The sequence below is a fragment of the Tatumella sp. JGM91 genome (genome assembly GCF_018257575.1).
GTDB classification, from domain to species: Bacteria; Pseudomonadota; Gammaproteobacteria; order Enterobacterales; family Enterobacteriaceae; genus Tatumella; species Tatumella punctata.
The window spans coordinates 20762-44028 of record NZ_JAERJP010000025.1 but is presented as its reverse complement, the minus strand read 5'-3'; the positions used below and the strand labels follow the sequence as shown (position 1 = coordinate 44028).

At 49.5% G+C, this 23267-nt stretch carries 35 protein-coding genes; 26 read left to right on the top strand and 9 right to left on the bottom strand.

All coding sequences use genetic code 11. The features are described from left to right. The 6 genes from JK198_RS14770 to JK198_RS14745 all read right to left on the bottom strand — a co-directional run. Positions 1-581 (bottom strand): PD-(D/E)XK nuclease-like domain-containing protein (locus JK198_RS14770; protein ID WP_212715365.1); only part of this gene is annotated, 581 nt, incomplete at its 3' end. Between the two features lie 2 nt (positions 582-583). After that, entirely contained in the window at positions 584-844 is a 261-nt protein-coding gene (locus JK198_RS14765) for a hypothetical protein (RefSeq protein ID WP_212710889.1), read from the bottom strand. A 299-nt stretch (positions 845-1143) separates the two neighbouring features. After that, positions 1144-1284, bottom strand: coding sequence for a hypothetical protein (locus JK198_RS14760; protein ID WP_212710888.1), 141 nt, complete (start codon positions 1282-1284; stop codon positions 1144-1146). Positions 1285-1303: 19 nt separating this feature from the next. After that, positions 1304-2281: a hypothetical protein gene (locus JK198_RS14755; protein ID WP_212710887.1), complete on the bottom strand. Its 978-nt coding sequence runs from the start codon at positions 2279-2281 to the stop codon at positions 1304-1306. Positions 2282-2369: 88 nt separating this feature from the next. Further along, positions 2370-2690 carry a hypothetical protein gene (locus JK198_RS14750; RefSeq protein WP_212710886.1) on the bottom strand — a complete coding sequence of 107 codons (321 nt, stop codon included), beginning with the start codon at positions 2688-2690 and terminating at the stop codon, positions 2370-2372. A 128-nt stretch (positions 2691-2818) separates the two neighbouring features. After that, complete coding sequence (locus JK198_RS14745; RefSeq protein ID WP_212710896.1) at positions 2819-3058, bottom strand: hypothetical protein; 240 nt, start codon at positions 3056-3058, stop codon at positions 2819-2821. A 249-nt stretch (positions 3059-3307) separates the two neighbouring features. Between JK198_RS14745 and JK198_RS14740 the strand changes: the two genes are divergently transcribed. After that, the gene (locus JK198_RS14740) at positions 3308-3835 is read left to right on the top strand and encodes a hypothetical protein (RefSeq protein ID WP_212710885.1); all 528 of its coding nucleotides are present in this window, start codon (positions 3308-3310) and stop codon (positions 3833-3835) included. Between the two features lie 800 nt (positions 3836-4635). Here JK198_RS14740 and JK198_RS14735 read toward each other — a convergent pair. Both JK198_RS14735 and JK198_RS14730 read right to left on the bottom strand, forming a co-directional pair. Next, positions 4636-5403, bottom strand: a complete 768-nt coding sequence (locus JK198_RS14735; protein WP_212710884.1) for a KilA-N domain-containing protein — start codon at positions 5401-5403, stop codon at positions 4636-4638. A 131-nt stretch (positions 5404-5534) separates the two neighbouring features. Next, complete coding sequence (locus JK198_RS14730) at positions 5535-6287, bottom strand: S24 family peptidase (RefSeq protein WP_249213349.1); 753 nt, start codon at positions 6285-6287, stop codon at positions 5535-5537. Between the two features lie 34 nt (positions 6288-6321). Between JK198_RS14730 and JK198_RS14725 the strand changes: the two genes are divergently transcribed. From JK198_RS14725 to JK198_RS14635, 19 genes are all read left to right on the top strand, one after another. Then, positions 6322-6543 carry a Cro/Cl family transcriptional regulator gene (locus JK198_RS14725; RefSeq protein WP_212710883.1) on the top strand — a complete coding sequence of 74 codons (222 nt, stop codon included), beginning with the start codon at positions 6322-6324 and terminating at the stop codon, positions 6541-6543. A gap of 156 nt (positions 6544-6699) precedes the next feature. Then, positions 6700-6978, top strand: a complete 279-nt coding sequence (locus tag JK198_RS14720; protein WP_212710882.1) for a CII family transcriptional regulator — start codon at positions 6700-6702, stop codon at positions 6976-6978. A gap of 38 nt (positions 6979-7016) precedes the next feature. Next, positions 7017-7175 (top strand): hypothetical protein, encoded by a 159-nt coding sequence (locus JK198_RS14715; protein ID WP_212710881.1) that lies wholly within the window; start codon positions 7017-7019, stop codon positions 7173-7175. Then, positions 7162-8037, top strand: a complete 876-nt coding sequence (locus tag JK198_RS14710; protein ID WP_212710880.1) for a replication protein — start codon at positions 7162-7164, stop codon at positions 8035-8037. Before JK198_RS14715 ends, JK198_RS14710 begins: the two co-directional genes overlap by 14 nt. A 1-nt stretch (position 8038) precedes the next feature. Beyond that, complete coding sequence (locus tag JK198_RS14705; RefSeq protein WP_212710879.1) at positions 8039-9391, top strand: replicative DNA helicase; 1353 nt, start codon at positions 8039-8041, stop codon at positions 9389-9391. Positions 9392-9419: 28 nt separating this feature from the next. Further along, positions 9420-9734: a hypothetical protein gene (locus JK198_RS14700; RefSeq protein WP_212710878.1), complete on the top strand. Its 315-nt coding sequence runs from the start codon at positions 9420-9422 to the stop codon at positions 9732-9734. A 274-nt stretch (positions 9735-10008) separates the two neighbouring features. Next, positions 10009-10137 carry a hypothetical protein gene (locus JK198_RS16960; protein WP_283092724.1) on the top strand — a complete coding sequence of 43 codons (129 nt, stop codon included), beginning with the start codon at positions 10009-10011 and terminating at the stop codon, positions 10135-10137. After that, positions 10130-10375, top strand: a complete 246-nt coding sequence (locus JK198_RS14690; protein WP_212710876.1) for a hypothetical protein — start codon at positions 10130-10132, stop codon at positions 10373-10375. The genes JK198_RS16960 and JK198_RS14690 overlap by 8 nt, the downstream gene beginning before the upstream one ends. Continuing rightward, positions 10375-10812, top strand: coding sequence for a recombination protein NinB (locus JK198_RS14685; RefSeq protein ID WP_212710875.1), 438 nt, complete (start codon positions 10375-10377; stop codon positions 10810-10812). The genes JK198_RS14690 and JK198_RS14685 overlap by 1 nt, the downstream gene beginning before the upstream one ends. Positions 10813-10833: 21 nt before the next feature. After that, positions 10834-11091, top strand: a complete 258-nt coding sequence (locus tag JK198_RS14680; RefSeq protein WP_212710874.1) for a hypothetical protein — start codon at positions 10834-10836, stop codon at positions 11089-11091. A gap of 104 nt (positions 11092-11195) precedes the next feature. Next, a complete protein-coding gene (locus JK198_RS14675; RefSeq protein ID WP_212710894.1) occupies positions 11196-11492 on the top strand; it encodes a DUF1364 domain-containing protein in 297 nt (98 codons plus the stop codon). After that, complete coding sequence (locus tag JK198_RS14670) at positions 11489-11875, top strand: RusA family crossover junction endodeoxyribonuclease (RefSeq protein ID WP_212710873.1); 387 nt, start codon at positions 11489-11491, stop codon at positions 11873-11875. The genes JK198_RS14675 and JK198_RS14670 overlap by 4 nt, the downstream gene beginning before the upstream one ends. 108 nt (positions 11876-11983) lie before the next feature. Continuing rightward, positions 11984-12607 (top strand): hypothetical protein, encoded by a 624-nt coding sequence (locus JK198_RS14665; protein ID WP_212710872.1) that lies wholly within the window; start codon positions 11984-11986, stop codon positions 12605-12607. Positions 12608-12915: 308 nt separating this feature from the next. Continuing rightward, on the top strand, positions 12916-13167 hold the full coding sequence (locus tag JK198_RS14660) for a phage holin (protein ID WP_212710871.1): 252 nt from the start codon (positions 12916-12918) through the stop codon (positions 13165-13167). Between the two features lie 8 nt (positions 13168-13175). Then, the gene (locus tag JK198_RS14655; protein WP_212710893.1) at positions 13176-13655 is read left to right on the top strand and encodes a lysozyme; all 480 of its coding nucleotides are present in this window, start codon (positions 13176-13178) and stop codon (positions 13653-13655) included. Then, on the top strand, positions 13652-14128 hold the full coding sequence (locus JK198_RS16865; protein WP_249213347.1) for a lysis protein: 477 nt from the start codon (positions 13652-13654) through the stop codon (positions 14126-14128). The genes JK198_RS14655 and JK198_RS16865 overlap by 4 nt, the downstream gene beginning before the upstream one ends. Further along, positions 14125-14442: a hypothetical protein gene (locus JK198_RS14645; protein WP_249213346.1), complete on the top strand. Its 318-nt coding sequence runs from the start codon at positions 14125-14127 to the stop codon at positions 14440-14442. Before JK198_RS16865 ends, JK198_RS14645 begins: the two co-directional genes overlap by 4 nt. Before the next feature lie 253 nt (positions 14443-14695). Continuing rightward, positions 14696-15202 (top strand): KilA-N domain-containing protein, encoded by a 507-nt coding sequence (locus tag JK198_RS14640; protein ID WP_212710869.1) that lies wholly within the window; start codon positions 14696-14698, stop codon positions 15200-15202. Then, the gene (locus JK198_RS14635) at positions 15195-15590 is read left to right on the top strand and encodes a hypothetical protein (protein ID WP_212710868.1); all 396 of its coding nucleotides are present in this window, start codon (positions 15195-15197) and stop codon (positions 15588-15590) included. Before JK198_RS14640 ends, JK198_RS14635 begins: the two co-directional genes overlap by 8 nt. A gap of 112 nt (positions 15591-15702) precedes the next feature. Here JK198_RS14635 and JK198_RS14630 read toward each other — a convergent pair whose 3' ends face one another. Continuing rightward, entirely contained in the window at positions 15703-16056 is a 354-nt protein-coding gene (locus JK198_RS14630) for a hypothetical protein (RefSeq protein ID WP_212710867.1), read from the bottom strand. Between the two features lie 167 nt (positions 16057-16223). Between JK198_RS14630 and JK198_RS14625 the strand changes: the two genes are divergently transcribed. The 6 genes from JK198_RS14625 to JK198_RS14600 all read left to right on the top strand — a co-directional run bounded on the left by JK198_RS14625 (position 16224) and on the right by JK198_RS14600 (position 23248). Beyond that, entirely contained in the window at positions 16224-16751 is a 528-nt protein-coding gene (locus JK198_RS14625) for a head fiber protein (RefSeq protein ID WP_212710866.1), read from the top strand. A 122-nt stretch (positions 16752-16873) separates the two neighbouring features. Next, complete coding sequence (locus JK198_RS14620) at positions 16874-17362, top strand: DNA-packaging protein (protein ID WP_212710865.1); 489 nt, start codon at positions 16874-16876, stop codon at positions 17360-17362. Continuing rightward, entirely contained in the window at positions 17340-18839 is a 1500-nt protein-coding gene (locus tag JK198_RS14615; protein ID WP_212710864.1) for a terminase family protein, read from the top strand. Before JK198_RS14620 ends, JK198_RS14615 begins: the two co-directional genes overlap by 23 nt. Beyond that, entirely contained in the window at positions 18839-21016 is a 2178-nt protein-coding gene (locus tag JK198_RS14610; protein ID WP_212710863.1) for a portal protein, read from the top strand. Before JK198_RS14615 ends, JK198_RS14610 begins: the two co-directional genes overlap by 1 nt. 25 nt (positions 21017-21041) lie before the next feature. Continuing rightward, on the top strand, positions 21042-21953 hold the full coding sequence (locus JK198_RS14605) for a scaffolding protein (protein ID WP_212710862.1): 912 nt from the start codon (positions 21042-21044) through the stop codon (positions 21951-21953). Further along, positions 21953-23248 (top strand): P22 phage major capsid protein family protein, encoded by a 1296-nt coding sequence (locus tag JK198_RS14600; protein ID WP_212710861.1) that lies wholly within the window; start codon positions 21953-21955, stop codon positions 23246-23248. The genes JK198_RS14605 and JK198_RS14600 overlap by 1 nt, the downstream gene beginning before the upstream one ends. The last annotated feature ends 19 nt before the right edge of the window (positions 23249-23267 follow it).

The following is a 23267-nucleotide window of genomic DNA, read 5'->3' as shown; positions in this document are numbered from 1 at the left end:
GGGTATCGGCCGCAATTGATGGTTTCACTGACGGCGATGAAGACGAACAGGGGATATTCGCCAAATTCTTTCAGGTAGCCCTCCCGGTACATGGCATCCTGTACGTGGTACCGGAATTCTTCGACGTGACGGCTGAATCGGTCCATATCAGCGACCTTTTTTACGTCAGCGATTACCGGCTGCGCTTTGAGAAACTTGTCCGGCCTGATCCGGCACAGTTCTTCNATGGCACTGTCTCGCATGAGTTTCAGCTTCCTGTCATCGTCATGAGTGATTGGTGTGATACCCGTCCGCTTGCATCGCTCCAGAAATTGTTGCTCTTCTTCGCGCCCTGCGACAGTCCGACGATTGACCTCCGGACCTATCTCAAACCGCTTGCCGAACTCGTCCGGCTCCAGTAGTAGGCAGTGAAGGGCGGTGCCCATATCGAGTGCCGCGGTCTTTTCTTCATCGACTGGCGCCAGCTTGCGCCACTGATAAATTGCTGGGCTGATAGCGATATCATCCAGCTGTGATTTGCTGACGCCCGGGCCGGTGTGATAGTCGTGGTTGGAAATGTCGTGATAGATACCTGGCTCCATGATTAGCTCCACTCAGCCTCTGCCAGTTTCAGGCAAAGGCGATCGACAAAATCGGCATACTCGTCTTGGGCATCATCCCCAGCCAACATGAATGAATAAGCTGGATTTTCCTTGGCGAACAGTTCGATATCGTCAGGGAATAGGGCAGACAACTCTTCGGCCCGCTCGCGTACCGCTTCGTCGTAATTCAGTTCGTTGTAGTGCCGATCCCAGCGCTGGGCTTCGATACTTTCGGCAACGGCGAATGCTGGTTCATGCAGCATGGTCATCCTCCTTAAACATTCGGATCAGTTGTCTTTCGAGCTTGGCGTTGTGCAGCGCATGGCGCTTTGCTTCGACCCAATCACTACCCAGCCGTCGGCATTCCAGCGCTCTTACCAGGCAATAGCGACGCCATTCGGCTCTCATAGCTGCCGTCCGTGGTATTTTTAGCTCGTTGGGTATGCTCATTTTGACCTCCGGAAGTCTCTGACCATTTCCACAAAGCCGGCTGGCGTATTCGGATAGAGGTGAACCGATCCGCTGAATGCGATTACCAGTTCTGCACTTTGGATGATGTATTTCATGCGAAAGCCTCCGGCCCCGGACGGGCAGCATCGTTGACGAACTTCTGGATGCGCTCCAGTTGGGTAGTGGTGAATAATTTAACGTGGTTTAACAAGTAGGTAGCAGCGCCAATGACGCCGCCGATGGTGGTAGCCATTAGCGATACTCCGGTGTGATTAGTAGTTGATGGTTACTGCTGGTACCTGACCTTTAGCGATTGATTTGATACATGCTTTTGCACAGTCCTCGGTCAGGCCGGATTCGACCAGTGCAGATACTGCTGCGAGATTGATATTGCGACGATGCTCTGTATCTCTGGCCCGGCGGTCGGCTTCATCTTTGATGCGTTTTTCTTCAGCCAGTCGAGCCTGCTCGACCTGAGCGGCTTTGCGGCGTTCGGCCTCGATAGCTTCCCGCTTATCACGCTCAGCCAGTTGCTGGGCTTCGGTACGCTGCTGCTCGGCACGTTGCTCTGCGGCGATACGTTCCTGTTTTTCCTTTTCGGCTGCGGCCTGTAGCTCACGTTCCCGGAGTTCAGTCTCTTCGCGATCACGTTGGGCTTTTTCCTCAACCTCACGCTTAACACGCTCTTCAGCTTCCTGGGCGATGCGCTGCTCATGCTCAATACGTTGTTGCTCGGCCAACCGTGCGGTTTCGGCGCGGTCACGGTCGAACTTATCATTCATCAGCAGGGCGATTTCATGATCGGACTCGAATTTTTCAGCCACTGCTTTGTCGAATGCTTCATTCATTTCCAGCGCTTCGGCGTGGGCGGCTGCTAGTGCTTCTTCTACCTTGATGCGTTCCTGCTCGGCTTCCCAATCGGTCACCGGCTGACGGATTTCGATAGCCAGTTCATCCAGTGCCTCGCGAATCTTCCGGCGACTGGCATCAACCAGGGCAGGGCGCTTTTTCATTTCAGCGACCAGCGTCTTACCGGCATCATCAATTGCGACCTTCGAGCTGCGAACGGTGGCCGCCATACTGATGTAGGCTTTACGTCCTTTGGTAGTGTTGATGTCACCAACGACTGACTTTGCTTTAGCGCGGATTTCTTCAATCAGCCGGTCGGTGTAATCACCACTGATAAACGCCGCCTCCAGTTCACCCGCCGTCTTTGGCAGTGCATACAGCTGTAACTCTGTGCTTTCCATAATCCTCTCCTGAATGTGGTCATATAACCGCCCACTCAGTGAATGGACGCTGATATGACAGGCATAAAAAAAGCAGCTCTGGGGCTGCTTAGAAGTGTTCCGAGTAGTAATTTCGCGCTTCTGTGAGGACCTGAATGGCTTCATCAAGAGTGGGGGCTTCAATTGCCCGGCTAATGTATTCGGCCATACCTTCCGCATCGCCTTGCCATTCTTCAGCTCTTGACTCCCAATCACTGGCTTCATCCTCTGCTTCTGAGATTCTGTCCATATACTCGTCAGCTATTTGACTCTCCAGCTCCTCCCGTATTTGCTGGCGGATAATCAGCTCAGCATCTGCCAGTGGCAATTCTGCTAGAACTCGTTCAGGACTGTGCGTTCCGTACTTAAAGGCGATACTGAAATCAGACATACCTCCTCCGAAAAAAAAGCCCTCACATGGAGGGCGCAAGATTTCTCTAATTTAATCAGAACAGGTCTTCCACTCCTGTTCAGGGCAGTATTACCCACATAGCCCACTCTTTAATGAGCTATAGGGGGTTACTCACCACGAGATTTAAGCATTGCGTCAGCCATGCAGTATGCGGCTTCTGCCACTAAAGCCATTTGCTCTGCGGAGGAGTCGCCAGTTTCATCCATTTCCTTTGCTTGCCAAGCATTAGATAAATATCCCTGCATAGCTTTAGCTGCAAGATAGTCCCTTAAATCCATCCCTGAATCGCTGCCATGCCATTCTGTTGCAGCAATCGGAAACGCTGGTCCAGCTATTTCTTTACTCACATCAACCTCTCATTAAGCCGCACCGCGACTTTATCTATTCAAAAAGTTATTCATAAATACCGCTTACCCCCTGTACCGCAAGGGTTGGGTAGCTATTGGTATCTATTCATGGCAATAAAAAGGCCGCATTAGCGACCTGTTGTTGAATTAGTGCCTGTTTTTACCGGGACAGGCTCCCGTGCCCGCCGTACCCCTACAGCAAGTTCTGGTGTAATATCTGAGCACCCCTACAGTGTTGAGTATTTTTTGATGCCCGATTTTATTCCTGCGTGGCTCTCCAATTTGCTTGGGAAAGAGTCAACGGTAAAAATAATGTTTGCGATCGTATTATTCTTGGCCTTAGTCACTTTTGTGTCTCAGGATTCATTCAAAGACCATCCAATGCCTTCTTTAGCATTCTACCCTGGGATGTTTGCCGCAGGATTTCTGATATCTCACTTCATTTCCTTCTCTTTTGGTGCATTAAAGGCCAAGTTAGGCAAAGTATTCAAGAAAATATCTAAAGGTATAACTGAAAGAAATAAAGCCAAAGAAATAGAGGTGCTCTTCAATTCTTTCACTGATGAAGAAATTGGAGTTATTGCGATGGCTATCGATATTGGAGAGCGATATATAGTGTTAAAACGCGGCCATCCAGAAGGAGTTAGCTTGGTAAAAAAAGGCTTAATTGAACACTGGCACCCTAATCCTTGGGAGGATGGAACTGACTGTTTTTTCATCAAAAGTGAGTATATTAAAGAATGTTATATCAGGTATGCAGGTTACTTTAATGAGTGAACCTCTCGTAGTAACCCAGACAAAAAATCCGCTATGAGATCTCATCCAACTATTCGGAATTACCGGATCACCTCACACTAAAGGAATAGACCGGCCTCTGACCTTCTGACGGCCGGTGCATGTTACCCGGTCACTCTTGGTGCGGTGGCCGGCTGAATAAATCTCTTTCGTGGTATCTGGTACCCGAAAGAAATTTTTGGTTATGTGCATCATTGCCGTTCTTCATGAACCCGCCGAGCACCCGACACATGGTTTAGAGACGTGCCGTTCGTCTGTGGGAATATAATGTACTATAAGTTCACATTAGTAAAGTACCAAAAGTACATACTTGCAGTGTATTTAGTTCATTTATTTATAAGTTTATGAACTTTAAGGTAATTTATTTTTATTTAGACGAAAAAAATCCCGCACAGAGCAGGGTGGGATAGTGTCGGAGCTTCGGTCTGGTTACGGTTTTGAATGGGGTTATCGATAGTGTAAGGCTGAGATAATCGGGAAGGAGGGGTGGACAGACGAAAAAAAACCCAAGCGACTTGGGTATCAATGGCACAAAATTATTTTATTATCTGACGGGCTATAGCCTCGCCTGAGTTAGATAATCCCTAAATTGTAAGTTATTGTCAATTAATTGATTAAATAAAAAAATCCCGCCTGTTCGTAGGCGGGGATATATAGTGGGGAATGCTGTCTCAGCTTTCTTCAGAACTGATGGTGGTTAACTTATCACCTGCATCATAATCAGGCAATGCTCAATAGTTACGGGCACAAAAAACCCGGCGCGGTGGCCGGATTTGATTAATTTAATCTACTTCTAGGTCAGGAAGCATTATTGTCTCAATTAACTCTAAAGCCCTTGCGTCTCTAGCCGAAAAATACTTTGGAGCATGAAGTGGTAACCAGATTTCATTGAAGTGAATCTTAAAGTCTGAAAGATACTCGTTCGGGTAAAGCCTTACAGGAAATCTTCTTCCATCAGGATACTCATGCTCGTAAGTAGGGAATGTTTTAGGCTCGACCCCGCGATTTTCTCTTAACCACTTACTGAAAATCCGACCTTCTGATATATCCGGGACCATATCATCTGGAAGTGAATACCCAGCTTGCTCAAGAGGAGCTACTAAGTTGAATGTTAGTTCATTTAACATGGAAAAGTGTGTGTGAGGGACTTTCGACCTATTGGCCATGTATCGCTTCAAATGTATAGGTAATTCGGCTGGGACTCTTTCCCCAGACATCCACTCCCTGACCCATCTGGACACCTGAACAGCAAATTTAGGAGACAACCACTGAGCTAAGTTGATAGCGATATCTGGGTGAACCCAAGTACCTTGATTATCTGTTCTTCCACCTTTAAATGTCTGAATTAACTCCGATATGGGAATTCCCATATCGGCAGATAAAGCCTCAAGAAAGTCTTGTGTTGTTTTGAGTCGAGTATAGTCAGCTAAAAACTTTCCTGCCGATTTACACATTGCTGTGGCGTTGATGTAACCATCTTTAGTTCGAAGGTGAACTACTTCGCCATCCACTTCTCTCGCGATGAGAGATAATTGAAAAGTCTGTGCCATTTGAATGCTCTCTAACATCCCTGGGAAATTTAGAAGCTATCCAATCTTTGCTGGATTCGCACTGTGCGTATTCTTTGGCAATTGCCTAAATAGGAACCACTTAAACCGCATCTTGGCCTCAACGGCTACGCCTAGCTGAAACGCTTGTAATCAATCGACTGGCGTAATAGCACCTTAGCCATCACATGGAGGTTTTCCTCTTCATGCTGCTCTATGCACCAGCGTTCGTAGCGATCATTGTCTGATATGACTGCCAGCTTATCTTTCTGCATTTGTAGGCGCTTGACATGGAGGGTGCGTCCGTAGACGAATACATATACGCCATCACCGTCAAAGCAGTTAACAGAAACATCAACGAATATTTCATCACCTGGATTGATAGTACCTTCCATGCTGTCGCCGCGAACTGTGATTACCTTAACGATATCCTGTGATCGTCCATTGAATAGGCTACGGGCTTGCTCTGTGGTGTACTCGATGGCTCTTATCTTCTCGACAAACTCATTGGCTACATAGGTTCCGGGTCCGGCACTGGCTTGAACATCTAAAACATCAACGCGGTAAAAATCTAAATTCTTACGCATATGCTCTCTCAAGATGCTGTCATCAGAAGAATAACCGTTAAGGTAAGCTGGGGTAGTTCCTAGCAATCTGGCTAATTTATCCATGGCGTCACGACGAGGTACTGACTCGCCGTTGAACCACTTGCTTACTGCCTTTGGAGTAACCTTAAGCCTGCTGGCAATTTCAGCCTGCCTTCCATGTACTGCCATTCCCGCTTTATCGCAGGCCAGCGCAAGCCTTTGCGAGAATGATTCACGCTCTTTTTCCTGAACCATGAGTTCAATTATATTATCACTTGACTGTACTTTCAGTTCCATCATAAAATGTACTTAAAGTTCACCACAGGAGATTTACATGAGCGACATTACGTTTGGAGACGTTATCAAGTCCGTTCGCGTTTCAGTTGTGGCTGAGGTTTGTGGCCTAACTCCAAAAGCTATCTACAAATGGCTGGAGAAAGGGGGATTACCGCGCACTGAGTTTTCTGATGAAACTGATTACGCGAAACGAATCTCCCGAGCATCTGGCGGCCGGTTCTCAGCAGCACTGATCAAACGCATCGGAAAGGCGGCATAAGTACGCCTTTAAAATGTACTTTTAGTACCGAACGGCCCGGGATATGGTCGGGTGCCCGGCGTGGTCAGTGGATGACTGTCAATGGTGCACAAAAAAAACACTTTAACGTGACAGCACCTGCTGATCACTCAACTACACACACAAGGATATTAAGCAATGGAAACAGCAACTACACGCAACAACGCTCGCGCAATTGAAAGCAAATTGCTGAATAAAATCGCATTAGTCGGTCTGACCAATGTAGCGAAAGCTGTTGGCGTCGATAAGTCTCAGGTGTCGCGCTGGAAGGCTAATTTCATTCCGAAGATGTCACTGCTACTTGCGGTGCTGGAGTGGGGCGTGGATGACGAACAGATTAACGATCTGGCCCAGCGTCTGCGGGTATTGCTCACAAATGAAAAGACCCCAAAGAACGGCGAATTCTTTGAGGCCTAATTGCTAATTACTGTATCAATCAACAGGGGTAATTATACATGAAAAACACGAAGAAAATCCAGGGTAAGGCACCAGAATTTCACCCGGAAAGACCGGTCAGTCTGGTCGATGTTGCAGTTAAAAATCGGGCCTTTGCTGCCCGACTGATTGGTGAGTATCGACTGGCTAAAGCGGGGGTGAATAATGGTCGCCGTTAGACATTTATCGCTGGTTCAAAATGAGCCGGTAAACGAAGAACTGGAGCGCAAAGTGGCCGACACCGATGATGGGTATACCCGCATCGCCAACGAGCTACTGGAAGCCGTTATGTCAGCCGATTTAACTGCCCGGCAGCTAAAAGTTGTGCTTGCGATCATCAGGAAAACATACGGATTTGGCAAGAAGCTGGACAGGATAACCAATACCCAGATCGCTGCGATGACAGGCATTCATCACACGCATGTCTGTAAAGCAAAAAACGAAATGATTGCGATGCGAATCCTTGTTTCTACAGGGATTGCAGTCGGGGTAAACAAGGTCGTTTCTGACTGGAATACCGGCATTAGCCAACATAGCGAAACATTAGCCAAACCAGCTAATGAAACATTAGCTAAGTCAGCTAATACCCATAAGCCAAGTCAGCTAAACACAAAAGAAACTATTCAAAAGAAAAAAGAAACTACCCCTAAATCCCCAGAGGGGAGTTTTCCGGTTCAGGCAGAACCAACACCTGAAAAGCCAAAACGCAGCCGGAAGAAAAACTCCGAAATCCAATTCGACCACCAACGTTTCATGAGCACCTGGAACTGCAAAGCCGATAAGTACGGGCTACCGAAAATTACCGTCATCAGCAAAACCACACTGGCCGGACTGACCCGCCTGTATTCTTCGCATGTCGCTTACTGCAAACAGTCTGGCTGTGAACCTGCGGACGTGGACACGATGATTAACGGGTATATCGACTTCGGTTACACGCCAACTGACTGGGCCTGCGGGAACAACCCTACCGGGAAGAGATACGGGATTGAAACTGCACTGACCCAGAAGATGATCGACTCCATCCTGACGACAGAGGCCTGACATGGAAAGTATCGAGTTTGAGGAATTACTGGTTGCTGCGATGATGGTCAAAGGCGATCACATCGACTGCCGGGACATCGCCGGTAAGCTACCGGTCGAATCGTTTGAGAATTTCCACTTGCGGGAAATGTACCGGGCCATTGTCCGATTGCTGGACCAGGCCGAACCTGTGGACGTATTCAGCGTTAAAAACGGCGTTCCGGAAGACACTTCTCACCGGGTTCTGGAAGTGGCGAAGCTGGCCTCATCTGCCGCAAATATCAAAGCGTGGGCTAAGCGTGTCCGGCAGTGCTGGATGATTCGCAAAGCGAAAGGCCAGCTATCCGATGCGCTTAACTCCCTGGGAAGCATCAATACCAACAACATCAACGAAACGCTGTCTGAGGTAGCATCCGGCCTGTCAAAGATCCAGTTCGAGACTAACGACAAACTTCCGCGGCGTATCGGTGACATGCTGACGGATTACATGCTGGTTCTGGAAGAGCGAATGGCCGGGGCCGAGTCAGGGCTGTACCTGAAAACCGGTATCGGACCGATGGATGACGAGTACGGCGGTTTTGACCGGACAGACCTGATCATCATCGCCGGTCGCCCGGGCATGGGTAAGACCGAGATCGCAATTCACATCGCAAACAATATCGGCCGGCAGAAGGGCAGAGGTCTTTTTATCTCGATGGAAATGTCCGAGATGCAGGTTGTTGAGCGTCATCTGGCTGACCGCGGGAATATCGCAGTAGGCGCACTACGCAATCCGCTGGATATGATTGACGAACAGTACACCCGTCTGACCAATGCCGCGGCGCAGATTCAGAACGAAGACAACTACGTCCTGGAAGGCACGCTGAGTGTCGATGAAATTATCGCTCATGCAGAGCGACTGAACGCCGACAACGGACTGAGCTTTGTGGCCATCGACTACCTGGGCCTGATGCGAAAGCCAAAGGCTGACCGTCACGACCTGGCAATCGCGGAGATCACCCGCAAGCTGAAGCAGTTCTCCCTGAAAAACAAAGTGCCGGTCATCCTCCTGTCACAGCTTAACCGCGGCGTGGAAGGGCGAGTCGATAAGCGGCCGACAATGGCAGACCTGAAAGACTCAGGAGCCATCGAGCAGGACGCAGACGTGATTATCTTTCCGTACCGGGACGAGGTGTACGACGAGCACAGCAACATGCGCGGTATCGCTGAAATCATTATCGGTAAATACCGGTCAGGTCAGCCGAAGACGTTTTACATGGGATGGCGCAATGGTCACTTTGTCACAATCGACCAGGAGGAAGCCGCGAAACGATTCACGCAGAACGAGCAGGAATCGAAGCCGGTAAGTAACTGGCGAGGCCAGAAAGCAAGCTAACCCCACCGCCGCTTAATGCGGTTTTTTTGTGCCTGAATTTGGAGAGGAAGATATGGAATCCATAAAAGTTTGGATTACGAAATACGCCCTTACGCAGGGTGTTTATGTAGCCAGTGGGCAGATGTTGGCATCTGGAAATGTGAGGCTCAAAGGGGACTACTCTGGGAAGGGTCGATTTGATCAGATATTTTCGCCAAGTGAATTCAGGCTATCCGAAGTTGAGGCCATTGAAAGAGCCAAGGCTATGCGCGACCGTCGAGCTAAGAAGATAAGAGCAGAACTCGACGCTTTGGAGTCCAACGACTTCTGTCCTAATTCATTCAAAAAATGGATTAATTCCTGATTGAAACTTAGTTTGGAGAGGAAGATGAATTACCAAGAGATGAGTGACGAGCAGATTAACCATGCGGTATCTGACGCACTAAGCATTCCACGGGGTGATGACTGGTGTAACTCATGGGAAGAATCTGGGCCAATAGTCTCAGATAATAATATTTCACTTTATCCCACGGAAATTACCTGGATCGCAGGGTCTGCAACATTCCACGTCTCTGCAACTCATGAAAACCCACTCCGCGCTGCAATGATAGCGTTCCTGATGATGAAGGAGGCTGACAATGCAAATTGAGCTTACTGAATCAGAAGTCGAAGTGCTAAAGGACTTAATCAGGCAATCATGGCTGGATGGTTTTGATGAAGAAGAACTTAATACCATTTTCGAAAAGTTAGGGGGCGACAATGGATGAATCCCGCAGGCAGTTTGAGGAGGTATTTAAAAACTGGCATCCAGATAAAGTTGGCCCTTACATGAAGCATATTGCTGAATACTTCTGGCAGGCCTCACGTCAATCTCAGCAAGTTGTCGCATACCTAACCCACCAAGGTAGCGCGGTATCCCCCGATGACTTCGAAGGTGGTGAAGCTGAGATGCATGAAACAGCAAAGCGGGAAGAATGGTTTCCACTGGTTAAGAAAGGGGAGTAATGGATAAAAAGGTTTTCTACCTCAGAGATGACCGGATAAAGCAAAACCTCAAAGACTTCATTGACCAATTACCTACTGATGACCTCCGACCTCTAACGGTCACCATTGATGATTCAAAACGAACCCTACCGCAGAACGACTTGTTCCATGCGCTGTGTACTGACGTCTCAAGACAGGTGTTATGGCAGCGACAGAAACTCGCTCTAATCGACTGGAAGGCGTTATTTGTTTCAGGCCATGCAATGGCGACAGGTAGGCCCGGAATCATCACCACGGGGATTGAGGGTGAGTTTTGCAGCATTCGGGAATCAACAGCACAAATGGGCGTAAAACGGATGACAAGCCTGATTGAATACTCAACGGCATGGGCTGCAGGAAACGGAGTAAGACTGCGTGATGTGACTTATCGCGGCGATTACTTCGGGCACATGTCGTGACTTGCAGAGGAAACAGGACGAATGACACCATACCGACAAAAGATACTCGACCTATTCGAGGACGGTCGCTGGTTAACCAACGGTGAAATAGTCGCAGCAACAGGGTTTCATGCCAGCAAAGTAAACCAGGACCTCCGGTGGTTGATTGATAACGACAAAATTCAGTTTAAAACCGATCCTGCACGGGCGTGGGCCAATGTTTACCGGAAAAGCACAATGCCATCTGTTGGCCGTGTAAAGCTGCTGGATAGTTACCTCAGGGGGTGTCATGCAAACTGACTGCACAGCCTGCGGATTTCCGGCTACTGATAACCAGCTCTGTGATACCTGCGATGAGTTGTACAGCGCAAAGAGCCCGAACTTTTACGACCTGGGAGGTGATGATGGCGAAGAATAAACTGAGGCTTGCGGCCCGTGGACGTGATTGCCAGGTAAGAATTTCCGGGGTATGCAGCCATAATCCGGAAACAACAGTGCTGGCCCATATCCGACTTGCTGGCTTGTGCGGTACCGGAATCAAGCCACCTGACCTGATAGCAACCATCGCCTGCCAGCAGTGCCACGATGAAATTGACCGCCGGACTCACCTCGTTGATGCTGAATACGCCAAAGAGTGTGCGCTCGAAGGCATGGCCCGGACGCAGGTTATCTGGTTGAGGGAGGGCCTGATATCGGTATGAGCGAATATCACCTGATACTACCCTGGCCACCGTCCAATAATACTTACTACCGGCACGCCAGAGGGCGAAATTACATCAGCGAAAAGGGAAAGCAGTACGCCGCAGCAGTAAACGACATCATCCAGCAACAAAACCTCGCAGTAAAAACGCCTCACCGCCTCTCAGTAACGATTTACGCATCACCACCTGATATCCGTACCCGTGATTTAGACAACCTCTCTAAAGGCGTTTTAGACGCTTTGACGAAGGCTGGCTTCTGGCTGGATGACGGGCAAATTGATGTGTTGCGTATTGAGCGACTGGAAAAGCGGAAAGGAGGCGGTTTGCTGGTCGTTGTTCGTGAGCTGGATGGGAAGCTAAAGCGATGGGAGGACGTTGCATGACCTGGCTAACCCGATTACTCAACCACTTCACCCCGATCACTCCGACAGTCCAGTACAGAACCCCAAACAGTTATCCGGCACAGCCTGGCAATAAGCGGAGGAAAAAGAATGCGAATTGAAAACGACTACCGATCAGTGGTGAAAATCACACCCATCCGGTCTGCTGCTGACATGCGCCGTTTGTTCGGCAATGGCTGGAAAACAATTAACGAGTCGCAGCGTTGTTGGGTGCGGCATATGCTCAGTTTGTGGGGCCAGCACCTGGGTAATGAAGAATATGAAAGAGGGCAGGTTAACGTTATTGGCCGGTTAATGATGCGATCTGAATGGAGTGAGCAGAAGGGTAAGCAGATTGAGAAGGTAGTATCTCAGCTTTACTGCGAAGGGCTTCGCGGAGATGAACTATTCCGCAAGGCCCGTGACTTATTAGTGCCGCAATCATCCGCAGCCAACATCATCTCTCTCGCCAAAGAATCCGATGATGCTGACTTTGTGGAACGCGTAATGACAAAGACTTTTGGTCGGGACAACCCGATCAGGTCTGTAGCCAGATTACGGTACTGTAAGTGCAAAAGCTCGCAAGATATTCAGCGCTCACTTTCTTATTTCACTGGCATAACACCCAAGGAGGCCAGAAATAGAATGGAATGGGCTGAAAACATACTTGAAGGGGAAATGTTTTATGCTTCGCAGCGTGAATTGAGGAAGGGAATTCCATTAATTGCTGCATAAAGCACGAATAGCTAAATCAATCGGGCATGCAGTTGGGTATATTTACTGTAAGCTCGGAGCGTAAAAGCGAACAGAGCACACCAACATTAAACCTCGCCTCGGCGGGGTTTTTTTATGCGCAAAACATGAAGGTACTTGCAGGGTGTTTTCGATCGCTTTAGAGACTGCAAGTGCCTTTTTCTTTTCTGCAAATTTCACCCTCTGCCAATCGACGACCCGTTAAACATCCTCTCTGAACTGAAGCGTTAACGGCACAGGGTGAATCCCTACACACAGCACCGAGCTTTTCTCAAGCAAAGGTGGAACCCATGAAGATAAATATCATGCCCGACAAAATTGCATCGGCAGCAAGCTATTGCGTGTCCGGCACACTTGTCTGCGGAGGTAGCGTGGCCCAATGGATCAATGACCTCGACTGGAACAAGGTTGCCGTTATCAGCGGGATCATCGTAGGTGTCGCAACACTGTTGGTGAATGCCTGGTACAAAAGCCAGACGCTGAAAGCCTATAAAGACTCGATTGCCCGGGGAATCCCCAGCGCACCACCTGAAGGTGACTGACCATGGCCATATCACCTTCACTCCGAAAGAAGCTGATTGCGGCCGCCGGTGGAGGTGTTATTGCCATTGCATCTGTATTTTTACCGGCGTTGGAGAATACAGAGTACATCCCATACCGGGACGGTGGCGGGGTATGGACAGTATGCACCGGACACACAGGACCAGATGTTATCCCCGGCCATCGGTACACCGATGCTCAGTGTGATGCGTTCCTGAAAGCTGACCTCAGGACGGCAAACAATGCCGTAACCCGAAATGTAAAAGTCCCGATGAATGAAATGCAGGAAGCCGCTCTGACCAGTTTCGTGTTTAACGTGGGGGCCGGTAACTTCTCTCGGTCATCGTTACTGCGTGAGCTCAACGCCGGTCATTATACCGAGGCCTGTAACTCGCTCACCCGCTGGGTGTATATCGGCCGGACTAAATCCACTGGCCTGATGAACCGCCGGCAGGTTGAGCGTGAAGTCTGCATGTGGGGGGCTCAATGATTTGGCTACTCGCAAACTGGCGTTATGTGCTGATCACTTTGCTGGCCGGAATCCTTCTCAGTGTTGTGAGCCTGATGAATCACTACCGGCACTCAGCGGATGAGTGGAAAACAATGTCTCAGCAGCAATCATCCCTGGCCGATTCCCGGCTCAAAACTATCATCACGATGCAGGCGCAGCAGAAATCTGTCTCTGACATCGACAATCAGTACCAGAAAACTATCAAGGCGAAAGACGATGAAATCAGTTCTCTGCGCAACAGCGTTGACTCTGGTGCTGTCCGGCTGCGTATCAAGGCAGTATGCCCGGTCGGAGTGTCCAAAACCACCGGCACCGCCAGCCGCTCTAATGCAACCAGCGCCGAACTCAGTCCAGACGCTCGACAAGATTATTACACCCTCCGAAGCCAGTTAAACCAGGCCACCGCCCAGATTAACGGTCTGCAGGCTTACATCAGGGAAATTACCAAATGAATTTTATCCAGTGGCTGAAAAGCCTTTTTAAGCGAGAGAAAGAAAAAATGTCAGATCAATCCGTAGCACAACCAGAAGCAGCACAACCAGCCGCCGCTCAACCGGTAGCAGCAGAAAGCGCACAGCCAGCAGATACCGGAAGTCTAAATAGCGGTAGTGGCGCGCAGGTTGCAGACACCACCTCAACCAGTTCTCCACTGGAGCAGGCTAAAGCCAAGTTTGACGCTTTCGTGGAATTTGTTGAGCACGGTCTGGAAGTGCTTGGTGAAGACGCCGAAGCCGATCTGGTCGCCCTGAAAGATAAGTTCCTGTAATCAGAACAGAGGCCATCACTGCGGTGGCCTCGATTGTGATTACCCGACAAGTAATTTCACTGCCCTGAGATGTGAGCAATTTTGCTCATATTAAACCAAGCCCACTTTAACCAGTGGGCTTTTTATGCGCCATGCCCGGCGAATTGACACAGAGTCTTCTGGAAACAAGCCTCGGAGAAACGCCGTTATAGGTGGTGACCTCTCTGTGGGCGTCGTTTCTGGGCAACGAGGCTCGTTTCTAAAGGAAATCACCATGCAAGCATTAAAGTTATTAGATACTCCCGTTCGTATTGATCAGGATGGCATGATTTGCCTGACTGATATGTGGAAAGCCAGCGGGAAAAGTGAAAGCGAGTCCCCTTACCATTATCTCCGTAACAAGCAGACAAAAGAGTTCCTGGCTGAGCTTGAGAAAAACCACGAATCTGTGGTTTTCACTGAGCGGGGTGTCAAAGGCGGCACTTATGGCGGGAAGTTTGTGGCATATGACTATGCAGCATGGCTGAACCCAGGTTTTAAATATGCAGCGTACAAAGTTCTTGATGATTATTTCACTGGTCAGCTTCAACGCAGAAGCTCTCTCAGCGCTCAGTTGAATGTTAAATGCCTGGAGTTTGGCCAGAAGAAAGACATGGCGAGTTTTTGCGGGCAGGGCTTAGTTAGCTGGAAGCATGAAAAGCCCGTTCTGGTTGCTGAGATAAAGTCTCTGACAAGTCAGTTACAGATAACCATCCCTGAGTTGGAGAATAGCCATGGGTGATAAAATTCCAGCCCATGAATTCTTCTGCTGGCGCGTAGCTGAAGCATACTGTTATTACCTGCTCAGGCATAACCAGGCCCTGATATATCGTCACATGTTTGGTGATATTCAGGTTAACCAGCATTTCATCTCCGGTCTTCTTGATGGGCGGCTTGGTGAGAAATTAAACGAGCGTTCTCAGGCAGCGTTTTATTACAAGCTGCTGAAGCCATTCGACCGGACACCAGATGAAAACGTCATATTTGTTGGCGGGGTGGCGCCAGAACTAAATCGCAGAGGTATTCGTTATATGAATGCCTTTCTGCGTGAGTTCGGCATGATGCTGATTGATATAGGTGTCAAAAACCCCAACGGCACAATTTCTCTACCAGACGATTTTATGGCCTAACCAACCCGAGAGCCACTTTTACAACGGCTCTCTGCATCACAGAGCATCCATCCGGGTGCTGTTTAATGCAATCAACAGGGAGTGAGTAAAGGTCAAGGTTATGATCTGAGCGCTATTCCAATTTGAATATTTTATGGAAAGAGTTATCTGTGGTAACCATTATGGGGTCATTTGAGTATCCCTGATCGTTAAACTGATCAGCAGTAATATCAATAAAGTACCCATCATACTCAAGCCATGCATGATTCATCCTGTCGGTCCTTTCAGGGAAGGCATCGCCCTCACGGTATTCTGCATCAATTCCTGAACGACGTAGGGTATCTTGTATGCGCCTTGCTGATTCGCCGCACCATCCTTTTGGAAATGGACTTGGGTTAAACATCGTCAGCGATGGTGGCTTGGTTAATAAATATTCTCTTTCCTTACGGCAAACGCGAAAAATTAAATCAAGCGTGGATTTTTCCATGATGACTGCCCCGAATGTTTCATCTAAAAAGCTGCTAAATGATGCCTACCCACTTGAAACAGTGGCTAAAAAGTAGGTCCTTCACTGATTTTAGTGTCACCTGATCGAATATCAGTATTCAGTGACTGTAATGTTGATCATCCATTATCAAAACTAAAGAGAAAATTATGGCTAATCCAAATTACATCCCTCAATGGCCGCTCTACAAAGACTCTGGCGGCATCTACATTCGCGCACTGCCGATTTCATCCATCGTGTACGCTAACGACGGCTCTGGCCTTGTATCGTTTAATGGCGCATACAACGACCAATATATCTCTGCTGCCTTTGCTGCAACGTTCAAGCCTCAGGTCGGTGGTTACCTGTTTAACAGTCAGCACGGCGAAATTCTGTATCTGAGCAAAACTGAATTTGAAGCGAAGTACACAGCAGATAATGATGATAAAGGGCCGAAAGGTGATAAGGGTGATACTGGCGCGACCGGGCCAGCAGGTCCAGCGGGGCCCGCGTATACACTAACTTCCGCCACTTCTTCTGCGTTGGGTGGGGTTAAGCAAGGTGCGGCAGTAGCCAACATCGGCACACAAACAGCAACTGACTTCCCTACATCCCAAACGGCGATTAACAACGTAGCGGCTAAACTGAACGACACGCTGACCCAGCTTCGGGCTGCGGGTGTTATCGCACAATCCTGATTTATAAAATTCTGCAAAGGTCATCATGATAGTGGCCTTAACAGAGTTTTATATATTATTTCATCCAAGCCAGTCACCAAATTACCGGGGCTGGTATTTTTATATGTAGAGGAATGTTCTGTATGGCAGCACCAAAGGGTAACCGATTCTGGGAGGCCCGCAGTAGTCATGGGCGTAATCCTAAGTTCGAATCCCCCGATGCGCTGTGGACAGCCTGCTGTGAATACTTCGAATGGGTCGAAGCTAACCCGCTTAAAGAAACAAAGGCGTTTGCATTTCAGGGCGTAGTCACTACGGAAGAATTGCCGAAGATGAGAGCGATGACAATCGTTGGGCTGTGCATCTTCTTAGATATTGCGAGGTCTACATGGCTGACATTTAAGTCGATGGAAGGTTTTTCGAACATCACCACGCGAGCAGAGGAAATCATCTACGATCAGAAGTTTTCCGGCGCAGCTGCTGACCTACTCAACGCAAATATCATCGCCCGGGATCTGGGCTTAAAAGAGCAATCGCAAGTCGAGGACGTGACACCTGATAAGGGAGATCGCGATAAGCGCCGCTCCCGAATACAGGAGTTACTGAGCCGTGGTAAGCGAAACGATGCTTGATGAACTTTCAGAAGACGAGCAGATAGAACTGCTTGAGCTTCTGGAGGAAGAAGAACAATACCGCAGAACCCACCAGTTATTTGAATACCACCCTTACGGAAAACAGCGTGAATTTATTGATGCTGGCCACGACTTCACCGAGCGATGTTTCATGGCCGGTAACCAGTTGGGTAAATCATATTCCGGTGGTGCTGAGGTGGCATTCCATCTGACCGGCCGATACCCTGGGACCAAAGGTTATCCCGCTGACGGTTCTTACGGTGGTGAGTGGGGCGGAAAGAGATTCTATGAGCCGGTTGTGTTCTGGGTTGGCGGTGAGACAAACGAAACCGTAACCAAAACCACTCAGCGTATTCTCTGTGGACGTATCGAAGAGAACGACGAACCTGGGTACGGTTCAATCCCGAAAGAAGACATCATCAGCTGGAAGAAGTCGCCATTTTATCCGAATCTGGTCGATCATCTGCTGATAAAGCATCACACAGCCGACGGCGTTGAAGATGGCATATCAATCTGCTACTTCAAGCCGTACTCACAGGGACGCGCCCGCTGGCAGGGTGACACGATTCACGGCGTTTGGTTCGATGAAGAGCCACCATACAGCATTTACGGTGAGGGTCTTACCCGTACCAACAAATACGGCCAGTTCTCACTGCTGACATTCACCCCGCTAATGGGAATGTCTGATGTTGTCACGAAGTTCCTGAAGAACCCGAGCAAAATGCAGAAGGTGGTCAACATGACCATCTACGATGCAGATCACTACTCCGAAGAGCAGAAAGAGCAAATCATCGCTTCTTACCCTGAGCATGAGCGCGAAGCCCGTGCCCGAGGTATTCCGACAATGGGGAGTGGTCGAATATTTCAGATACCCGAAGAAACCATCAAGTGTCATCCGTTCGAATGCCCTGACCATTTCTATGTTATCGATGCAATGGACTTTGGTTGGGATCACCCGCAGGCACAGGTGCAATTGTGGTGGGATAAAGACGCCGACACGATTTATGTTTCACGTGTCTGGAAGGACAAAGAGAAAACCGCAGTACAGGCATGGGGCGCTGTTAAGTCATGGGCTAATAAAATCCCCACGGCGTGGCCACACGATGGCAATCAGCATGAAAAGGGCGGCGGTGAGCAGTTAAAGGCCCAATACGCTGATGCCGGTTTCCAGATGCTTCCTGAACACGCCACATGGCCGGATGGTGGTAATGCTGTTGAGCCTGGCATATCTGAACTGCGTGACATGATGCTTGATGGCCGGTTTAAGGTGTTCAACACATGCGAACCATTCTTTGATGAATTCCGACTCTACCACCGCGACGAAAACGGCAAGATCGTGAAGCTGAATGATGACGTACTGTCAGCAGTCCGTTACGGCTACATGATGCGCCGGTTCGCCAAAATGATGCGCGACATCAAAAAGCCGAAAGAGAAGAAAACACCGGCACCAATCAGACCAATTTCGCGAGGAAGATAATGGCCGACACCAACGACAGATTGGATGACATTCTCGGTAAGTTTGACCGGGACTGGACTGCCAGCGAAGAAGCCAGAACCGAAGCGAAGAACGATTTATTTTTCAGTCGCGTATCGCAATGGGATGACTGGCTGACCGAATACACCACCCTTCAATATCGCGGGCAGTTCGATATTGTGCGCCCGGTAGTGCGGAAGCTGGTTGCTGAAATGCGCCAGAATCCGATTGATGTACTGTTCCGTCCAAAGGATAACGCCGACCCGAACGCTGCTGAAATCCTGATGGGTATGTACCGCACCGACATGCGACATAATACCGCTAAGACCTCAGTTAACGTGGCAGTGAAGGAGCAGATCGAATGTGGTATCGGTGCATGGCGAATCGTTACTGAGTACGAGGACGAGGACCCGACCAGCAATAACCAGATTATCCGGCGCGTACCTATTCACGAGGCATGCTCGCACGTCGTCTGGGATGCCAATGCAAAGCAGCAGGATAAGTCAGACGCAAAGCACGTCACTGTCATTAGTGCGCTGTCGCAGGATGGCTGGGAATCATTTGCTGAAGAGTTCGGACTTGATGCCACCGAAATACCTTCCTTTCAGTCTCCCAACAACTGGCTATTTCCGTGGCTTACCAGCAACGTTATCCACATTGCGGAACACTATGAAGTCGTCGAGAAAAAAGAAATCGCGTTTATCTACGAAGACCCGCTGACCGGTGAGCCGGTGAGCTACTTCAAGCGTGATATTCAGAATGTAATCGACATGCTGGCCGACCGTGGCATGAAGAAAATCGGTGAGCGTAAAATCAAGCGTTCACGGGTGTACAAAACTATCCTGTCATCTGCTGCCATCCTGAAGGATAAGCAACTGATTGCCGGTGAGCATCTGCCGATTGTGCCAGTGTTCGGTGAGTGGGGATTCGTCGAGGATAAAGAAGTCTATGAGGGTATCGTCCGTTTGACGAAAGACGGCCAGCGACTGCGTAACATGATTATGAGCTTTAACGCTGACATCGTGGCGCGCAACCCTCGCAAGAAGCCTGTGTTTTACCCTGAGCAAATCGAAGGTTACGAGTATATGTACTCAGGCGATGCGGATTACCCGTATTACCTGATGAATCGTACCGACGAGAATAGTCAGGATTTAAACCCCGGGCCGATGGCTTACCTCGATGACCCCGAGATTCCTCCTGCTAACCAATATGCGCTACAAGCTGCTAGTGATGCCGTTCAACAGGTTGCCGACCTAGGTGTCGATAACCAAGCAGCCAATGGTCAAGTGGCATTCGATACTGTCAACCAGTTGAACATGCGCTCAGACCTGCAAACGTTCGTGTTTCAGGACAACCTCGCTACTGCGATGCGCCGTGACGGTGAGATTTATGCCTCGATGGTCGCAGACATCTACGACATTCCGCGCACGGTCACCATGACGTTACCGGATGGTGAAGAGAAAGCAGTGCAGACGATGATGAGCGTTGTCGATTTGGCATCTGGTCAGTCGGTTGTGCTCAACGATATTAGCGGTCGATTCGAGTGCTATACCGATGTCGGTCCGTCGTTCCAGTCGATGAAAGAGCAGCACCGCGCTGAGCTTAAAGAGTTGCTAGGTCAGATTGACCCGTCACAACAAGTCTGGAACGTGCTCTTGCTTCAGTATCTGACGTTACTAGACGGTAAAGGCATTGAGATTACCCGCGACTACGCTAACAAACAGCTAATCGTACAAGGACTCAAGCAGCCGGAGACAGCCGAGGAACAGCAGTGGTTGCAGGAAGCGCAACAGCAGCAACAGAATCAACCTGATCCGGCAATGGTCCAGGCTCAGGGTGTACTGGCGCAAGGTCAGGCGGAGCAGATGAAAGCTCAGAACCAGCAACAGGACCTGCAGATTAAAGCCTACACCGCGCAGCAGCAGGCGCAGTTGACTCAGGCTCAGGCAGTTCAGGCACTGGCTAACGCCAAATCACTTAACGATAAGTCATTGCGGGATGCCCTCAGCGTCCTGTCTGACTGGTACCAGAAACAAAACACAGCGGCACATAACGATGCTGACCAGATGCTGAGAGCTAATCAGCAGCATCACGGCCAGCAACTCGATATTGCCAATCTCCTGCAACAGCAGAGTCAGCAACAACAGAATCAGCAACCTTCCGCCATTCCTGGCGAGTAACTTTATCCCTTCCATGAGGTGAATCATGAGTAATACCGACGATATTCAGGCAACTGAAGAACAAACCCTGCCCGGCAATCAGCAAGCGGCACTTGATGATAGTCAGCTAACCGATAATGCCAGCGGTGGCGAAGGTCAGGAAGAGGGATTCGATATTGTCCTGGGTGACGACGAGAACAAACAGAAACAAGACCCGGCAACCAACGCTAAGTTTGCACAGGCGCGTATCGAGCGTAAGCGCCAGCGTGAAATTGAGCAGCAGCTTGAAGCTGTTCGACGCGGTGAAGTGCCGGAGAATTTGCGTGTTAACCCTGACCTGCCGCCACAGCCTGACATCAATCAGTATCTGTCGGATGAAGGTCTGGAGAAATACGGATACGACCAGACGCGGGCACTTGCAGCATTCAGTCAGGCTAACAACGATTGGCTGATTAAGGCTCAGGATGCCCGCAGCAATGCAGTCGCAGAGCAGGGCCGTAAAACGCAGGAATACACGCAAAGTTCAACGCAGACGGTCGAAGCAGTACGCAAACACTACGATGCGGCAGAAAAACTAAACCTTCCTGACTATCAGGAAAAAGAAGACAGCTTCCGGTCGCTGGTACCTGAGGGTATCGATACCGAAATCATGCGTCTGTTTCCTGAAAAGTCAGCGGCAATTATGTACCACCTGGGTGCCAACCCGGAGAAGTTACGCCAGATCGTAGCAATGGACGGCCAGCAGGCCCTCATTGAACTGGCCCGACTCGATGCAAAACTCACGATTAAACCTCGCGGCAAGCAAGTATCGAAAGCTCCCCCGGCAGATGAAGCTGTGTCCGGTGAAGTGACAGCTGCAAACCGTGAATCTCTGCAAAAGCAGATGGATAAAGCGGCCAGCAGCGGTGACACGGAGACTTACCGCAAACTGAAAGCAAAACTTAAAGGAATCCGATAATGGCTCTTAATGAAGGTCAGTTAGTAACCTATGCTATCGACGAGGTGATCAACACCGTCGAAAACCTGACGCCAATGGCGCAGAAAGCAACCAAATACACCCCTCCAGCCGCGTCAATGCAGCGTTCCAGTAACACTGTCTGGATGCCGGTAGAGCAGGAATCACCAAGCCAGGAAGGCTGGGACCTGACCGGCAAAGAAACCGGCATTGAAGAGCTGAGCGTTGCAGTTAACCTGGGCGACCCGGATAACGATTATTTCGCTCTGCGTGCCGATGACCTGCGTGATGAAACCAGCTATCGCCGCCGCATTCAGGCATCAGCGCGTAAGCTGGCAAACAACCTGGAACTGAAAATTGCCAACATGGCCGCTGATATGGGGTCACTGGTGGTAACCGACCCGGCTCAGATCAATGGTGATTCGTCCAAAGGCTGGGACTTTGTTGCTCATGCTGAAGCGTTGATGTTCAGCCGTGAACTTAACCGCGATGCCGGGCTGTCATGGTTCTTCAACCCTGATGACTACCGTAAAGCAGGTTATAACCTGGTTGGTCGTGACATTTTCGGCAACGTGCCAGAAGACGCTTACAAATCAGGCACCATTCAGCGTCAGGTGGCGGGTTTTGATGACGTTATGCGCTCCCCGAAACTGCCAACGCTGAACGCATCAACCGCAACCGGTGTTACTGTTTCTGGTGCTCAGTCATTCGCGCCTCAGGCGTGGAAGTTGGATAACGATGGTAACAAAACCAACGTTGATAACCGTTTCGCTACTGTCACTGTGTCCAGCACAACAGGATTTAAGCGCGGAGATAAAATCTCGTTTGCCGGTGTGAAATTCCTCGGCCAGATGGCTAAGAACGTCCTGACCGATGATGCGACATTCTCAGTGGTTAACGTGGTTGACGGTACCCATCTGGAAATCACGCCGAAGCCGGTAGCCCTGAATGATACCAACCTGTCACCGGAACAACGCGCTTACGCCAACGTTAATACCACGCTGGCAGATACTACCGCTATCAATATCCTGAACGTGGCCACAGCCAAAACTAACGTTTTCTGGGCTGATGATTCGATTCGTATCGTGTCTCAGCCGATCCCAGCTAACAGCGACCTGTTTGCTGGCATGAAAACGACTGCGTTTGATATTCCGGGCGTGGGTGTGAGCGGCATCATGGCGACTCAGGGTGACATTGCCACGCTGACCGGCAAATGCCGTATCGCGCTCTGGTATGGCGTGAACGCAACCCGTCCGGAAGCTATCGGTGTTGGCCTGGCTGGTCAGACAGCGGCTTAATCACGGCTGTTTAATTAAT

What these genes read in the sequence shown, in the direction of transcription:
- JK198_RS14660 (WP_212710871.1), top strand. Translation starts at nt 12,916, where the DNA reads ATGAAGATAAATATCATGCCCGACAAAATTGCATCGGCAGCAAGCTAT.
- JK198_RS14640 (WP_212710869.1), top strand. Translation starts at nt 14,696, where the DNA reads ATGCAAGCATTAAAGTTATTAGATACTCCCGTTCGTATTGATCAGGAT.
- JK198_RS14765 (WP_212710889.1), bottom strand. Translation starts at nt 844, where the DNA reads ATGCTGCATGAACCAGCATTCGCCGTTGCCGAAAGTATCGAAGCCCAG.
- JK198_RS14610 (WP_212710863.1), top strand. Translation starts at nt 18,839, where the DNA reads ATGGCCGACACCAACGACAGATTGGATGACATTCTCGGTAAGTTTGAC.
- JK198_RS14750 (WP_212710886.1), bottom strand. Translation starts at nt 2,690, where the DNA reads ATGTCTGATTTCAGTATCGCCTTTAAGTACGGAACGCACAGTCCTGAA.
- JK198_RS14605 (WP_212710862.1), top strand. Translation starts at nt 21,042, where the DNA reads ATGAGTAATACCGACGATATTCAGGCAACTGAAGAACAAACCCTGCCC.
- JK198_RS14755 (WP_212710887.1), bottom strand. Translation starts at nt 2,281, where the DNA reads ATGGAAAGCACAGAGTTACAGCTGTATGCACTGCCAAAGACGGCGGGT.
- JK198_RS14720 (WP_212710882.1), top strand. Translation starts at nt 6,700, where the DNA reads ATGGAAACAGCAACTACACGCAACAACGCTCGCGCAATTGAAAGCAAA.
- JK198_RS14645 (WP_249213346.1), top strand. Translation starts at nt 14,125, where the DNA reads ATGAATTTTATCCAGTGGCTGAAAAGCCTTTTTAAGCGAGAGAAAGAA.
- JK198_RS14725 (WP_212710883.1), top strand. Translation starts at nt 6,322, where the DNA reads ATGAGCGACATTACGTTTGGAGACGTTATCAAGTCCGTTCGCGTTTCA.
- JK198_RS14635 (WP_212710868.1), top strand. Translation starts at nt 15,195, where the DNA reads ATGGGTGATAAAATTCCAGCCCATGAATTCTTCTGCTGGCGCGTAGCT.
- JK198_RS14685 (WP_212710875.1), top strand. Translation starts at nt 10,375, where the DNA reads ATGGATAAAAAGGTTTTCTACCTCAGAGATGACCGGATAAAGCAAAAC.
- JK198_RS14710 (WP_212710880.1), top strand. Translation starts at nt 7,162, where the DNA reads ATGGTCGCCGTTAGACATTTATCGCTGGTTCAAAATGAGCCGGTAAAC.
- JK198_RS16960 (WP_283092724.1), top strand. Translation starts at nt 10,009, where the DNA reads ATGCAAATTGAGCTTACTGAATCAGAAGTCGAAGTGCTAAAGGACTTA.
- JK198_RS14680 (WP_212710874.1), top strand. Translation starts at nt 10,834, where the DNA reads ATGACACCATACCGACAAAAGATACTCGACCTATTCGAGGACGGTCGC.
- JK198_RS14730 (WP_249213349.1), bottom strand. Translation starts at nt 6,287, where the DNA reads ATGATGGAACTGAAAGTACAGTCAAGTGATAATATAATTGAACTCATG.
- JK198_RS14665 (WP_212710872.1), top strand. Translation starts at nt 11,984, where the DNA reads ATGCGAATTGAAAACGACTACCGATCAGTGGTGAAAATCACACCCATC.
- JK198_RS14630 (WP_212710867.1), bottom strand. Translation starts at nt 16,056, where the DNA reads ATGGAAAAATCCACGCTTGATTTAATTTTTCGCGTTTGCCGTAAGGAA.
- JK198_RS14715 (WP_212710881.1), top strand. Translation starts at nt 7,017, where the DNA reads ATGAAAAACACGAAGAAAATCCAGGGTAAGGCACCAGAATTTCACCCG.
- JK198_RS16865 (WP_249213347.1), top strand. Translation starts at nt 13,652, where the DNA reads ATGATTTGGCTACTCGCAAACTGGCGTTATGTGCTGATCACTTTGCTG.
- JK198_RS14735 (WP_212710884.1), bottom strand. Translation starts at nt 5,403, where the DNA reads ATGGCACAGACTTTTCAATTATCTCTCATCGCGAGAGAAGTGGATGGC.
- JK198_RS14675 (WP_212710894.1), top strand. Translation starts at nt 11,196, where the DNA reads ATGGCGAAGAATAAACTGAGGCTTGCGGCCCGTGGACGTGATTGCCAG.
- JK198_RS14620 (WP_212710865.1), top strand. Translation starts at nt 16,874, where the DNA reads ATGGCAGCACCAAAGGGTAACCGATTCTGGGAGGCCCGCAGTAGTCAT.
- JK198_RS14600 (WP_212710861.1), top strand. Translation starts at nt 21,953, where the DNA reads ATGGCTCTTAATGAAGGTCAGTTAGTAACCTATGCTATCGACGAGGTG.
- JK198_RS14740 (WP_212710885.1), top strand. Translation starts at nt 3,308, where the DNA reads ATGCCCGATTTTATTCCTGCGTGGCTCTCCAATTTGCTTGGGAAAGAG.
- JK198_RS14705 (WP_212710879.1), top strand. Translation starts at nt 8,039, where the DNA reads ATGGAAAGTATCGAGTTTGAGGAATTACTGGTTGCTGCGATGATGGTC.
- JK198_RS14690 (WP_212710876.1), top strand. Translation starts at nt 10,130, where the DNA reads ATGGATGAATCCCGCAGGCAGTTTGAGGAGGTATTTAAAAACTGGCAT.
- JK198_RS14625 (WP_212710866.1), top strand. Translation starts at nt 16,224, where the DNA reads ATGGCTAATCCAAATTACATCCCTCAATGGCCGCTCTACAAAGACTCT.
- JK198_RS14670 (WP_212710873.1), top strand. Translation starts at nt 11,489, where the DNA reads ATGAGCGAATATCACCTGATACTACCCTGGCCACCGTCCAATAATACT.
- JK198_RS14760 (WP_212710888.1), bottom strand. Translation starts at nt 1,284, where the DNA reads ATGGCTACCACCATCGGCGGCGTCATTGGCGCTGCTACCTACTTGTTA.